Raw genomic sequence first — 13,863 nt, 5'->3', positions numbered from 1 at the left:
TCGTAGACCGCGAATGCCTTACGCTGAGCCAACATGACGAAACCGGCAGAAACACGGATGAAATTCGCGCATTTATCGGCGCGAAAAAGGCGTCGAAATCGCGTCGCTTGAATTTTTCTTTTTTATGACCAGACTTGCGCGCGCTCTCGTCGTTGGCGACGAGATTCATTGCAGAAAATCAACCGATACGAGAGAACCGTTCGATGACACAATCGTTACGTTCGATTACGTTTTTGGCCTTGGCAGCGATGGCGATGCCGGCATTGGCCACACCCGGGAACGACACCGACTCGCAGCAGAATTTCCAACAAAAGCGTGAGCACTACGAGCAGCAGAGAGACGAGCTCACCGGGGCGAACAAAATCGAGTCGCACCGTCAGCGCGCGCACGACGACCAGAACGACGAGGGGCAGAGCGCCTTTCTCGACGCCCCCGTGGATACCGAAGACGCCCCCGATCAGCGCACTGACGACGCCCGGTGACCCTCACACCACCGCCGATTTCCCCTGCCGTCAGTCAATGAAGTCCTGAAAGGATTCGATCCGTGAGACACATCAAAAAAATACTGGGCCTTGGCCTCATGGCGCTCGGCGCCCTGCAGCCCGTGGCGTCCCAGGCAGAAGACACGCCGACCGAATGGCAGAGGGTGGAAGCACGAGTCAGTTCCATCCTCGACAACATGAGCCTGTCGGAGAAGATCAACTACACCCGTGTCGACGACGGACACATGTTCCCCTCGCTGCCAAAGTGGGGCATCGATGGCACCGTCGCCTACGACTCTTCCATGGGCGTGCACGTCAATAACAAGACGTTCGGTGCGCAGTATCCGTCGCTCTCCGCCCTGGCAGCGACCTGGAGCGTCAAACGCGCCCAGGAGTACGGCCTGGCGCTGGGCTACGAAACGCGTATGGCCGGCGGTCAGCAGATGCTTTCGCCGTCGGTGAACCTCTATCGCACGCCCTACGGCGGCCGCGCGGCGGAAAACGTCAGCGGCGAGGACCCGTTCCTCGGTGCGGTGATGGCGCCGGCGATCGTCAACGGCATCCAGGCGCAGGGCATCCAGGCCAGCGGCAAGCACTACCTCGCCAACGAGCAGGAAGCCAACCGCCAGAACGTCGACATCCGCGTCGACGAGCGCACGCTGCGGGAACTCTACCTCCCGGGCTTTGAATCGATGGTGAAGAACGCCAACGTGGCGTCGATCATGTGCGGCTTCAACAAGATCAACGGCGATTACGCCTGCGAGAACCACCACCTCATCACGGAAGTCCTCAAAGGCGAGTGGGGCTATCAGGGTTCGGTGATCTCGGACTTCAACGCCATCCATGACCCCTTCAAGGGCGCCTGGGCCGGTACCGACCTGGACATGCCGACGGGTCTGCAGTTCACCGAAGACAAGCTGATGCCCTACGTCTGGAGTGGCCAGCTACCGCGTGAAGTGATCGACGACAAGGTCAAGCGCAACCTGCGGGCCGTGGTCAGCTACGACTTCCAGGAGAATCTCAACGAGGCCCAGCCGCTGGCGCATCCCGAGTACGGGGCCCGCTCGGCACTGGATATCGCTCGCGAGAGCACCATCCTGCTGCGTAACGAGAAGACCCGAGCCGGCCGTCCGCTGCTGCCGCTGGACCGCAGCGCCCGGGTCGCGGTGATCGGCGATCTCGCCCAGCAGGCGCCGCCCTCGCCCTTCGGCACCGCCAACGCGCCGCCCGACACCTACATCACCGAGCTCAGCGGTATCGAGCAGCTGGCGTCGCGCCCCTCCAAGGTCGACTTCATCTCCGAGATGAGCCTCAACCCGAAGAATTCGATGTGGTACATGCCGTCGACGGGTGGCTTCCCGGTCAGCAATCACGGGGTCAAGGCCGAGTATTTCGACAACGCCTCGCTCGCCGGCGAGCCTGCCGTGACCCGCGTCGAACCCGGCGTGAACCTGAACTGGACCACCGGTACCAACGAGACCCGCTCGGGCTCGACCCAGGTCTCCGGATTCTCCCCCACGGCGGGTGCGTTCTCTGCCCGCTTCACCACCACGATCAAGCCGACGATCAGCGGTCGCCAGGTGTTCAAGGTGCGTGCCGACGGCCCGTACAAGCTCTGGGTGGACGGTAAGCTGGTGCTCGAAAGCGACGGTCAGCCCTACTCCCAGGACGTGGTCAATGCGCTCGTCACGTCCGCCAAGACGCAGCGTCTGAAGGCGGGCGAGTCCTACGACGTCAAACTCGAGTACCGTCGCCTTCAGGGCAACTTCACCCCGGCACTCGGCGGCCTCGCCGGCGTGCAGATGAGCTGGGCTTCCCTCAATCCGCCTGCAGATCTGGCAACCTACGATGCGGTCGTGGTCGCGGTGGGTCGTAACCACGAGAACGAAGGCGAAGCCTACGATCACGGCTACGAGCTGCCCGACCAGGAGAACAGCCTGATCCGACAGGTGGCCGAGTCCAACCCGAACACCATCGTGGTCGTTCACGGCGGCGGCACCTCGGACATGACGCCGTGGATTCGCGAGGTCGGCGCGGCACTGCAGGCTTGGGACCCGGGCCAGCAAGGCGGCCAGGCCCTTGCCGAGATTCTCTACGGCAAGGTCAACCCGTCGGGCAAGCTGCCGGTGACGATCGATCGCAGGATCGAAGAGAACCCGAGCTACGCTTCCTACCCGGATCCAGAAGCCTATCGCGGCGACGATGCGCTGACCGAAATGGAGTACAGCGAAGGCCTCTACCTCGGCTACCGCGGCTACGACGAGAAGAACGCCAAGCCGCTGTTCCCGTTCGGTTTCGGTCTCTCCTACACCACGTTCGCCTACAGCGATCTCGAGCTTTCATCCAACGTGATGACGCCGGGCAACACCATCGAGGCACGCTTCACGCTGACCAACACCGGTGACAAAGCCGGCTTCGAGGTGGCACAGCTCTATGTGGAGCCCGTGAACCCGAGCGTCGATCGCCCGGAGAAGGAGCTCAAGGGCTTCACCAAGGTCTATCTCGAGCCCGGCGAGAGCAAGACGGTGAGCATCCCGCTCGACGCGCGCTCGCTGTCGCACTACGTCGAGCGCACCGATAGCTGGGACGTCGATGCCGGCAAGTACCGCATTCGGGTCGGCGCGAGCTCGGCGGAGCTGCCGCTCCATCGCACCCTGCGCACGCTCATGCCCCAGCGCCTGACGACGCGCGACAGCAATCCGCTGCCCGGCCCCATCCAGGCAGCCGTCAAGGTCAGCGAGCGCCAGAGCTACTGACACTCCCCCTGCCGCGGCCCGACGCGTCCGACTTCGGACGCGTCAGGGTCGCAGATTCCCGGCGAAACGCTGCAGATAGCCGTCGAAGAGGGCGAAGGCATCGATCTCGTCGGGTTTTCGCAGCCACTGAATCCGAAAACCGTCCATGACGGCGAAGAGTTCGGTGGCGATACCCGCGATGCGCCGGACCAGGCCGCCCCCCCAGACGCCCCGGTAAGGCTCGCTCCCAGCATGTGGCTTGCACCTCATCTTGCTTGTCCCATGCCCACCACTTTTCTCAGCAAAGGGTTTGAACGTTGATCCCCATTAAATATACCGTCGGCGTAGGCCTTATCGCCGTCAGCGCCGTATCACCGGCCACCGCGCTGGCACAAGAGGCCAACCGCTGGCTCGAGGTAGAGGCGCGCGTCAGCTCCATCCTCGATAACATGAGTCTGTCCGAGCAGATCAACTACACCCGCGTCGACGATGGCCACATGTTCCCGTCCCTGGAGAAGTGGGGCATCGAGGGCACCACCTCCTACGACTCCTCGATGGGCGTGCATATCGGCAACGGGACCTTCGGCGCACAGTATCCGTCGCTCTCCGCCCTGGCGGCGACCTGGAGCATCAACCGCGCCAAGGAGTATGGTCTCGCGCTCGGCTACGAGACGCGTATGGCCGGCGGCCAGCAGATGCTGTCCCCCTCGGTGAATCTCTACCGCACGCCCTACGGCGGCCGCGCGGCGGAGAACGTCAGCGGTGAGGATCCGTTTCTCGGCGCGGTGATGGCCCCCGCCATCGTCAATGGCATCCAGACGCAGGGCATTCAGGCCAGCGGCAAGCACTACGTCGCCAACGAGCAGGAAGCCAACCGCCAGAACGTCGACATTCGCGTCGACGAACGCACGCTGCGCGAGCTCTACCTGCCCGGCTTCGAGTCGATGGTGAAGAACGCCGACGTGGCGTCGATCATGTGCGGGTTCAACAAGGTCAACGGCGACTATGCCTGCGAGAACCATCACCTGATCACCGAAATCCTGAAAGGCGAATGGGGCTACCAGGGGACCGTGGTTTCTGACTACAACGCGGTTCACGATCCGTTCAAGGGGGCCTGGGCCGGCACCGATCTGGACGGGCCGAGCGGGCTGCAGTTCACCGAAGAGAACCTGATGCCCTACGTCTGGAGCGGTCAGCTACCGCGGGAAGTAATCGCGGACAAGGCCAAGCGTAACCTGCGTGCCACGATCAAGTACGGCTTCCAAGACAGTCTCAACACGGCACAGCCGCTCGAGCATCCGGAGTACGGCGCCCGTTCTGCCCTGGATATCGCCCGTGAAAGCATCGTGCTGCTGCGCAACGAGGAGACCACCTCCGGCCGGCCGCTGCTGCCGCTGGATCGCAGCGCCCGAGTCGCGGTCATCGGCGATATCGCCCAGCAGGCACCGCCGTCGCCCTTCGGTACCGCCTACGCCCCGCCCGACACCTACGTCACCGAACTCAACGGTCTCGAGCAGCTGGCATCGCGTCCCTCCAAGGTCGACTTCATCTCCGAGATGAGCCTCAATCCGAAGAACGCCGCGTGGTACATGCCGTCGACGGGCGACTTCCCGGTCAGTAACCACGGGATCAAGGCCGAGTACTTCGACAACGTCTCGCTCGCAGGCGAGCCTGCCGTGACTCGCGTCGAACCCGGCGTCAACCTGAACTGGCTCACCGGTACCAACGAGACCCAGTCAGGCTCGACGACGGTGTCCGGTTTCTCGACGACCGCTGGGGCTTTCTCGGCACGCTTCACCGCCACCATCAAGCCGACGGTCAGCGGCCGCCAGGTCTTCAAGGTACGCGCCGACGGTCCGTACAAGCTCTGGGTCGACGGCGAGCTAGTGCTCGAAAGCGACGGCGAGCCCTACGCTCAGGACGTGGTCAATGCGCGGATCACCTCCGGCAAGACGCAGCGTCTACGGGCGGGCGAGGCCTATGACGTCAGGCTCGAATACCGTCGCGAGGATGGCAGCTTCACACCGGCGCTCGGCGGCCTCGCCGGCTTGCAGATGAGCTGGGCGTCGCTGAATCCGCCTCGAGATCTGTCGACTTACGACGCCGTCGTCGTGGCCGTGGGTCGCGATCATGATGACGAAGGCGAAGCCTACGATCACGCCTACGAACTGCCCGATCAGCAGGCGGCACGCATTCGCCAGATAGCCGAGTCCAATCCGAACACCATCGTCGTGGTTCATGGCGGCGGCGCGTCGGACATGACCCCTTGGGTGAGCAACGTCGGCGCGGCACTGCAGGCCTGGGATCCGGGTCAGCAAGGCGGCCAGGCCCTCGCCGAGATTCTCTACGGCAAGGTCAACCCGTCGGGCAAGCTGCCGGTGACGATCGATCGCGAGATCGAGCAGAACCCCAGCTACGCTTCCTACCCGGATCCAAAAGCGTATCGTGGCGTCGATGCGCTGACCGAAATGGAGTACAGCGAAGGCCTCTACCTAGGCTACCGTGGCTACGACGAGACGAACGCCAAGCCGCTCTTCCCGTTCGGTTTCGGCCTCTCCTACACCACGTATGACTACAGCAACCTGACGCTGTCTTCCAACGTGGTGACGCCGGGGAATACGGTCAATGCCCAGTTCACGCTGACCAACACCGGTGACATGGCAGGCTTCGAGGTGGCGCAGCTCTACGTGGAGCCCGTGAACCCGAGCGTCGAGCGTCCGGAGAAGGAGCTCAAGGGCTTCACCAAAGTCTACCTCGAGCCCGGCGAGAGCAAGACGGTGAGCATTCCGCTGGATTCGCGTTCACTGGCCTATTATGTCCAGAACACGGACAGCTGGGACGTCGACGCTGGCCAGTTCCGCATTCGTGTGGGCGCAAGCTCCGACGACCTGCCGCTCGAGGGTAACCTGACGGCGCTGATGCCCCAGCGCCTGACGACCCGCAACAGCAACCCGCTGCCCGGCCCCATCCAGGCAGCGGTCAGTGTGAGCGAAACCGAGGCCTACTGATCAGCGGCTTACGCCCGATCGACACTCGACGGGGCCCGTTCCGGGCCCCGTCATTGCGGCCGTAGACTCCCGACGAGGCGCTGCAGGTAGCCATCGAAGATGGCGAGGGCATCGACCTCGTCGGGTTTTCGCAGCCACTGAATCTGGAGACCGTCCATGACGGCGAAGAGCTCGGTGGCGACACCCGCCACATCGACATCGACCCGGATTTCGCCGTTCGCCTGCAGCGTGGCAAGGTGCGCCTGGGCATGCGCGTGGGTCAGCTCGAATTTCTCGAGATACCATTCCCAGGCGGGATGGTGCTCGGCCAGGCTCTCGACGTTGATCATCATCGACGCCTGACACTCCTCCCGGCTCTCCAGACTGAAGCGCAAACTCATCCTGGCGAACGCCACGAAACCCTCGAGGGTCGGCGTCATCTCCAGCTCGCTGAACTTCTCCGTCACCCGCCGATCGCGTCGCGCCAACAGTGCCTGCAGTAGCGACACCTTGTTGGGAAAGTGATGCAGCAGCCCGACGCTGGTGATCCCCGCGATCTCCGCCACGTCACGCATCGATGCCGCGGCATAGCCGTCTCTGGCGAAGATGGTCGTCGCCGCGTCCAGCAAAAGCGCCCGTCGCATCTCGCCTTTCGGCGCGCGGCGACGTTTGACCGCGCTGCCGGTCGCCGAATTCGCGCTCTGTCGGTCATCCGACGTGGTTTGCCGTTCGGACATCGCCCTTTGCTCCGCCTTGGGTCCTGAATGCATGCCGGTCGTGCCGACACCTACCGTCGAGTCATAGCGGCACTCGGCATCGCGCCCCCACCCGCGACGTCTCACGCCGTCGTCTGCCGCGAGAAAAGCCCCTGCCGCCGGGCGATTTCACAGGCGGTCGCGATGGAGACCATCGCGACCAGCGCATTGCCGAACCACATGCCCAGCATGATACCGCTCGCGCCGAAGAACTTCCCCCCGAGCCAGACCCACGGCAGCGTCCCCAGAGTGGCGCGCGCCCAGGCAAAGAGCGTGACCCACCACGAGCGCTCGAGCGACACGAAAACGGAGACGGCGATGAAGTCGAGCCCGATCAGCAGCCAGAAGCCAAGGCCATAGCGACACAGATCGACGAGCAGTGCCTCGCCCGCCGCGGAGAGCGAAAATAGCGTTGCCAGCAGCGGCGACGAGAGCGCGAGCACGCCCCAGGCCACCACGCCATAGCCCAGCACGAGCTGCACGCTGCGACGCAGCGCAAGACGAAAGTCTCCTCGCCGGTGCTTGCCGAGCAGCAGCGAAAAGACCGGCACCAGTGCCGTGGGTAGCGCGAAGTAGAAGCAGTAGACGATCTGGAGCAGCCGATCCATCAGCGACATCGCCGCCATCACCGAGACGCCGAAAGTCGCAAGCTGGCTCAGGGTGAACCCCAGTGCGACCGGTGTCGCCAGATGCCCCAGCGCATAGGGTGAAGCAATGTGCGCGACGCGCCGCACATGGCGGCGCAGCAGACGTCCCCGGCGGCCGAAGCGCAGACCGATCCGGCGCTGCACTTGCCACAGCCCGAACCCGCCGGAGAGACAGCCCGCCACCACGCTGGAGATACCGGCGCCCAGCAGTTGAAGATCGAAGCCGAAGATCATCACCGGGTCGATGAGCGCCAGCGACAGCGCCATCGTCAGTACGACGATCAGCGCCCGGCGCGGTTCGCCGACGGCACGTAGCAGCTGCGCCGTGGCCTGCGTCACCGCGACCGGGATCACCGCCAGCAGGGTTATCTGAAGATAGTGACGAGCATCCGCATCGACCCCCGCGGCCGGCCCCAGCCAGGCAACGACCTCGTCCAGCAGGCTCGCCCCCAGTGCGATCACGACGGCGGCGACGCCAACGGCCAGGCCGAGCGACTGCAGCGCCAGTACGGGCAGGATGGCCTGTCGCCCGCGACCGACCCGCTGCGAGATGATGCTGCCCGCCGCCAGCACCACGCTGGTCACCAGAATGGTGGCGACGAACGAGAGCGTCTTGCCGATGCCGACCGCCGCCGTCGCCACCTCGTCGCCCAGCTGAGAGACGTAGGCCAGCGTCAGAATGTCGGTCAGAAACAGCGCGAGCAGACTGACGGCCGCCGTACTCGTCATTAAGAGCACCTCGCGGCCGACGGTGCTGTCGCGGGAGTGGGTATCCAAGGGAGTCATGCCGAGTCGCCTACCTGGCTGGCGCTCGCCAAACGTTTCGCGAGCGCGGAGAGCGCCGGAGTATAGCAGCGACGGCCACCGGCAACCGGGGCGGCCTTGCCAGCCACTCGTCGACGGCGGGTTCGACGATTCCCCGGCGCCGACCTCGTGGGCGACCGAACGACCTCGCCTGCAACGACCGCCCCCCCCAAAATAAAAAGCCCGGCGCGAGGCCGGGCTGTCTGACGATGATCGCCAGTCGATCTACCAACGGTATTTGAGGCTGCCGATCACGCTGCGGCTCTCGCCGTAGTAGCACCAGTAGTCGCAGCCGCTGACGTAATCTTCGTCGGTGAGGTTGGTGACGTTGACCTGAGCGGTCCAGTTGGCGTCGATGGCGTAGCTCGCCATGGCGTCATACAGCGTGTAGGAGGGTACGCTGGTATCGCTGTACCGCGGTGAATCGACACTGGTACCGACGTAGCGTGCCCCGGCGCCCAGGTCGAGACCCGCGAGCGCGCCCTGAGTGAAGCCGTAATCGAGCCAGAGCGAGGCCTGGTGCCGCGGAATGATCCCAGCGCGCAGATCCTTCTGGGTGTCGCTGACGTCCACCGTCACGTCGGTGTAGGTATACGCTGCAGTGATCTGCAGGCTGTCGGTGAGATAGCCCACGCCTTCCAGTTCGAAACCGCGAGAGTGACGCTCGCCGCCCTGGTTGCTCGACGAACCGCCGCTGGGGAAGAGCGTATTGGTTTCCTTGAGATCGAATACTGCCGCGGTGGCGTAACCGTCGAGCCAGTTCGGCGCGTACTTGATACCAAACTCCCACTGCTCGCCCTCACTAGAGTCGTAGGCGTCGCCATTCAGGTCGTTACCGATCGTCGGAATGAATGATTCGCTGTAGCTCAGGTAGGGCGAAATGCCGTAGTCGCCGAGGTACATCACCCCGCCGCTGTAGGTCATTTCGTCTTCGTCGTAGCCCTGATTACTGCCACCTTCCGTGCGGTTGGTGACGCGGGCGCTGTCGTGGCGGGCGGCAGCCAGCAGAACCCAGCGGTCCTGGAGCCGCAGCTGGTCCTGCACGTAGATGCCGTACTGCTCCTGACCCAGATCGACATAGCTGGGATTGCCGCGGCCGGTATTGCTCGCGTTCGACGTATCAAAGATATCGACGGGACCGTAGCTGAAGTTGTCGCGGTTAACGTAGCTGGCGTCGAGGTTCTGGTAATCAAAACCGACCAACAGCGTGTTCTCGGTGCTCTGGGTGTACCAGTTACCGACCATCCGATTGTCGATGGTGACGGCATCGTAGCTGCCGTCGCGATCGGTCAGCCCGCGCATGGCAGTGCGGCCATCTGCCTGAATGAAAGACGGATAGGCCGTGCGAAGCTCGAGATCGAGCGTGCTCAGACGCGCGTTCTGCTGGAACGACCAGGTATCGTTGAACTGATGTTCGAGCTCGTAGCCGACGGCGAACTGCTCGTGCTCTAGGCGATCGTTGTCGCTATCGCCGAGATCGTCGTCACGGTCGACCTTGCCGAACGGGGTGTCGTTGACCGAACCGTAGGGGAGATAGAAGACGTTGGCCGGGGTACCTTGATCGCGCTGATAGCTCGTCAGCAGTGTCAGCGTAGTGTCGTCGGAGAGATCGACCGCAAGGCTCGGCGCGAAATAGACCCGCTGGTTATCGGTGCCGTCGACTTCGCCATCCTGGTCGCGAAACAGCCCCACGAAGCGGTAGCGCACGTCGCCACTTTCGCTCGCGGGACCGGAAGTGTCGATGCCCACCTGGCGGTGGCCACGGTTACCCGCCTGGATATCGACCAGTCCCTGCGCTTCCTCGGTGGGACGCTTGCTCACAGCGTTGATGATGCCACCCGGTGGCGCCTGCCCGTAGAGGATCGACGCCGGCCCCTTGAGAAAGTCCACTCGCTCGACGCCGAAAGGCTCGGTCTTCCACCAGAGGTAGCCGCCCTCACGAAACAGACGAAGTCCATCCTGATAGGTTGAGTCCTTGGTATCAAAACCGCGGAAGAAGAACCAGTCGGCCTTGGCGTCGTTGCCGTAAGGGGAAGAGAGCACGCCACTGCGGTAGCTAAGCACCTGATCGTAGCGGTCAACGGCACGCTTCTGGATCTCCTCGTCAGACACGACTGAAGTCGAGCGCGGCGTCTCGAGTATTGGCGTATTCACCTTGAGCGCGGTCGCCGTCACGACCACGGTGTCGGAAGCGGTGTCGGGCGCCTGCGCGACGGCGGCGACGGGAACCGTCAGCAGCAACCCTCCGACGAGGGCGAATTGGCGTTTGATTGTCATTGAGTCGGCCCTTGAGCGGTCGATTTGTCCATGAACGTACCCAGTTGGCAAGCGAGTGTAATGGAAGGTGAGCTGCATTTGAATGAGAATTCCTCTTAATCGAGGACGAAACGCAATGGCATCGAGACCGCCGATCGCCCCGGCTCGATTGATAACGATTGTCATTCGATCTACCATCACCGGCCATCGCCGCTCGGGCGCCCGCGGTCAGCGCGATGGGCGTCCGTACTTCGTTCGCACCTGCAGGAAAGCCCCTTGCCGCGCCACCTCCCCGTACGCATCGCCGCGGTAACGCGCCTTCTATTGCTCGCTGTCGCGCTGACGTTCGCCAATGGCGCTGTCGCCGGCGCCACGCCGCGTATCGCGGCGGCGAACTGGACCGTCGCGGAGACGCTGATCGCGCTGGGCGTCACCCCCTATGCGGTGGCAGACATCCCCAACTACGACACCTGGGTCCAGTCGCCCCCCATTCCGCCGGAAACACTCGACCTGGGGCTGCGCAACCAGCCCAACCTCGAACTGCTGGCGCAGAAGCCGCCGGACCTGCTGATCAGCAGCGCTCTTTTCTCCAAGGACAATGCGCGTCTCGAACGCCTGATGCCGGTGCGCCTGATCGACAACTTCTCGAGTGACCTGCCCTACTTCGAAGCGACGCTCGAGATGACCCGCGAGATCGCGCGCCTGAGCCACACCGAGGCGCGCGCCGAATCGCTGATCGATGGGACGCGTCGAGCACTCGACGCCGCTTCGCAGGCGCTCGAGAGCCTCGACCGGCCGGTCTACGTGGTGCAGTTCAGCGACTCCCGCCACGTGCGCGTCTTCGGCGAGGGCAACATGGTCGGCACACTGATGGCGCGAACCTCCCTCGACAACGCCTGGACCGGCCCGACCAACGCCTGGGGCTACGCCAACGTTTCCATCGATCGGCTCGCCGAGACGCCGGATGCGCATATCGTGGTGATCAAGCCGTTCCCGCGCTCGGTCGATGCCGAGCTTGCCAACAACCACATCTGGTCGCGGCTGCCCGCGGTACGCGCGGGTCGCGTCAGCGAGATCGAGCCGGTCTGGATCTTCGGCGGTCTGCAGTCGATTCAGCGTCTCGCCCACGAGCTGGTCGCCGCCCTCGCCCCCGAGGGCCGGGGCGACACGGGAGAGGCGTCTTGATCCGGCGGGCGCGCTCGCCGCTGTGGCTCGTGCTGCTACTGGCGGCAGCGACCGTCGTGCTCGGCTACGTCAACCTGGCCACGCAGTTCGGCGATCTCCAGGGCCAGTGGTGGCAGGCAATCGTCAGTCCCGACGACGCGCGTATCCGTCAGGTCATACTTCACTTCACCCTGGCACCACGCCTGCTGGTCGCGCTGATGAGCGGGGCGGCGCTGGCGCTGGCGGGCTGTCTGATGCAGCAGGTGCTGCGCAACCCGCTGGCCTCACCGGCGACGCTCGGTGTCACCAGCGGGGCGCAGATGGCGCTGGTCATCGCCACGCTCTGGGCCCCCGGCTGGATGCTGGCCGGGCGCGAGTGGATCGCGCTGGCCGGCGGGGTCGGCGCCGCGCTGCTGGTCCTCACGCTCTCCTGGCGGGCGCGCCTGGCGCCGATGGTGGTCGTGCTCTCGGGGATGGTCGTCAGCCTCTACGCCGGCGCGGTCAGCAGCGCACTGCTGATCTTTCACCAGCAGAGCCTGACCGGGCTGTTCATCTGGGGCTCGGGGGCGCTTGCCCAGGACAGCTGGGACGACACCCGCTTTCTGGCGCTGCGCGTGGGACTCGTGCTGGTGCTGTCGCTTTTCCTGCTGCGGCCGCTCTCCCTGCTCGATCTCGAGGAAGAAAACGCCAAGAGCCTGGGTATCTCGATGCGCAAGCTGCGCTTCGCCGCGCTGGGGCTGGGGATCTTCGTCACCGCCTGCGTGGTGAGCGCCGTGGGGGTGATCGGTTTCATCGGCCTGGCCGCTCCCGCCATCGCCCGACTCTCGGGGGCGCGCACGCTGCGCCAGCGCCTCGGCTGGTCGCTGCCGATCGGGGCACTGCTGCTGGCCGTGACCGACCAGATCGTGCAGGCGCTGTCCCCCTTCACCGCGGCGCTGTTGCCGACCGGCGCGATGACCGCCGCCTTCGGCGCACCGCTGCTGCTCTGGCTACTGCCGCGACTGTCGCTGGGGGGGACTCGCCCCATCACGAGCCGTGCGATGGTCCTGCCCCGCCGTGTTCACCCGTCGCGACGTCTCTGGCTGCTGGCGAGCATTGCCATTGCGGTGGTGATCCTCGCGCTGGGGTTCGGTTTCGTCCTCGAGGGTCGCGCCGCGCATCCGGCGTGGATGGGGCTCGACGACCTCGGCCTGGTCATCGACTGGCGGCTGCCCCGGGTGATGACCGCCGCGGCCGCCGGCTTGATGCTGGCGCTGGCAGGAACGCTCCTGCAGCGCATGACCGGCAACCCGATGGCGAGCCCCGAAGTGCTGGGCATCAGTGCCGGGGTCGCCATCGGGGTGATCGCGCTGATGCTGCTACCGCTCGGCGTCGCACCGCTGAGCACCTCCGTCACCGGGCTCGCCGGCGCCATCGCCTCGATGCTGGTCCTCGTCGCCTGCAACCGCCGCAGCGGCTTTGCGCCCGAGCGACTCCTGCTGACGGGGATCGCGATCTCCTCGATGCTCGACGCCATGCGCGCCATCGTGCTGGCGAGCGACGACCCGCGCGCGCAGGAGCTGCTCTCCTGGCTGACCGGCTCGACCTACTATGCGAGTCTCGAATCGACGGGCTGGGTCGTGGTGGTGGCCCTCGTACTGATGGCGCTGGTGCTGCCGCTGCAGCGCTGGCTCACGCTGCTGCCGCTCGGCGCCCCGACGGCGAAGGCGCTCGGCGTGGACATCGACCGCAGCCGGCTCACCCTGCTGGCGCTGGTGGCGCTGCTGACGGTGGCAGCGACACTGGTGGTCGGGCCGCTGTCGTTCGTGGGGCTGCTAGCGCCGCACATGGCAAGGCTGATGGGCCTGAATCGCGCCCGGCATCAGCTGATCGGCGCCGGTCTACTGGGCGTGATCGTGATGGTCGCCGCCGACTGGCTGGGCCGGAATCTCTTCTTTCCCTACCAGCTGCCGGCGGGCGTGGTCGCCGCGCTGATCGGCGGGCTCTACTTCATGTGGGGGCTGCGCCGGCTCTGATGGGTGCCCATGACGGGC

The 13,863-nt window shown here is 65.0% G+C and carries 9 protein-coding genes; 5 read left to right on the top strand and 4 right to left on the bottom strand.

Annotated elements, in window-relative coordinates; translation table 11 throughout:
* Window positions 1-203: 203 nt before the first annotated feature.
* The gene (locus DOM33_RS08715) at window positions 204-482 is read left to right on the top strand and encodes a hypothetical protein (protein ID WP_110667955.1); all 279 of its coding nucleotides are present in this window, start codon (window positions 204-206) and stop codon (window positions 480-482) included.
* A 62-nt stretch (window positions 483-544) separates the two neighbouring features.
* Window positions 545-3,238 carry a beta-glucosidase gene (locus DOM33_RS08710; protein WP_204352654.1) on the top strand — a complete coding sequence of 898 codons (2,694 nt, stop codon included), beginning with the start codon at window positions 545-547 and terminating at the stop codon, window positions 3,236-3,238.
* A 42-nt stretch (window positions 3,239-3,280) separates the two neighbouring features.
* Here DOM33_RS08710 and DOM33_RS16170 read toward each other — a convergent pair whose 3' ends face one another.
* A complete protein-coding gene (locus DOM33_RS16170; protein WP_162617943.1) occupies window positions 3,281-3,487 on the bottom strand; it encodes a hypothetical protein in 207 nt (68 codons plus the stop codon).
* Window positions 3,488-3,534: 47 nt separating this feature from the next.
* Here DOM33_RS16170 and DOM33_RS08705 point away from each other — a divergent pair, with 47 nt between their 5' ends.
* Window positions 3,535-6,225: a beta-glucosidase gene (locus DOM33_RS08705; protein WP_110667951.1), complete on the top strand. Its 2,691-nt coding sequence runs from the start codon at window positions 3,535-3,537 to the stop codon at window positions 6,223-6,225.
* Window positions 6,226-6,275: 50 nt separating this feature from the next.
* Here the strand turns inward: DOM33_RS08705 and DOM33_RS08700 are convergent, their stop codons facing one another.
* The 3 genes from DOM33_RS08700 to DOM33_RS08690 all read right to left on the bottom strand — a co-directional run bounded on the left by DOM33_RS08700 (window position 6,276) and on the right by DOM33_RS08690 (window position 10,687).
* Window positions 6,276-6,941 carry a TetR/AcrR family transcriptional regulator gene (locus tag DOM33_RS08700; RefSeq protein ID WP_204352653.1) on the bottom strand — a complete coding sequence of 222 codons (666 nt, stop codon included), beginning with the start codon at window positions 6,939-6,941 and terminating at the stop codon, window positions 6,276-6,278.
* Between the two features lie 101 nt (window positions 6,942-7,042).
* Window positions 7,043-8,392 (bottom strand): MATE family efflux transporter, encoded by a 1,350-nt coding sequence (locus DOM33_RS08695; protein WP_110667949.1) that lies wholly within the window; start codon window positions 8,390-8,392, stop codon window positions 7,043-7,045.
* Between the two features lie 243 nt (window positions 8,393-8,635).
* On the bottom strand, window positions 8,636-10,687 hold the full coding sequence (locus DOM33_RS08690) for a TonB-dependent siderophore receptor (RefSeq protein ID WP_110667948.1): 2,052 nt from the start codon (window positions 10,685-10,687) through the stop codon (window positions 8,636-8,638).
* Between the two features lie 255 nt (window positions 10,688-10,942).
* Here DOM33_RS08690 and DOM33_RS08685 point away from each other — a divergent pair, with 255 nt between their 5' ends.
* Both DOM33_RS08685 and fhuB read left to right on the top strand, forming a co-directional pair.
* Window positions 10,943-11,851: an ABC transporter substrate-binding protein gene (locus DOM33_RS08685; RefSeq protein ID WP_162617942.1), complete on the top strand. Its 909-nt coding sequence runs from the start codon at window positions 10,943-10,945 to the stop codon at window positions 11,849-11,851.
* Window positions 11,848-13,845, top strand: a complete 1,998-nt coding sequence (gene fhuB, locus DOM33_RS08680) for a Fe(3+)-hydroxamate ABC transporter permease FhuB (protein ID WP_110667944.1) — start codon at window positions 11,848-11,850, stop codon at window positions 13,843-13,845. The genes DOM33_RS08685 and fhuB overlap by 4 nt, the downstream gene beginning before the upstream one ends.
* Window positions 13,846-13,863: the final 18 nt, after the last annotated feature.

Source organism: Salinicola halophilus (assembly GCF_003206155.1).
In the GTDB taxonomy this organism is placed as follows: domain Bacteria; phylum Pseudomonadota; class Gammaproteobacteria; order Pseudomonadales; family Halomonadaceae; genus Salinicola; species Salinicola halophilus.
This window is presented reverse-complemented; position numbering and strand designations above follow the sequence as displayed.

Coding starts and splice junctions, on each gene's coding strand:
- DOM33_RS08690 (WP_110667948.1), bottom strand. CDS start 10,687: ATGACAATCAAACGCCAATTCGCCCTCGTCGGAGGGTTGCTGCTGACG.
- DOM33_RS16170 (WP_162617943.1), bottom strand. CDS start 3,487: ATGAGGTGCAAGCCACATGCTGGGAGCGAGCCTTACCGGGGCGTCTGG.
- DOM33_RS08715 (WP_110667955.1), top strand. CDS start 204: ATGACACAATCGTTACGTTCGATTACGTTTTTGGCCTTGGCAGCGATG.
- DOM33_RS08695 (WP_110667949.1), bottom strand. CDS start 8,392: ATGACTCCCTTGGATACCCACTCCCGCGACAGCACCGTCGGCCGCGAG.
- DOM33_RS08700 (WP_204352653.1), bottom strand. CDS start 6,941: ATGTCCGAACGGCAAACCACGTCGGATGACCGACAGAGCGCGAATTCG.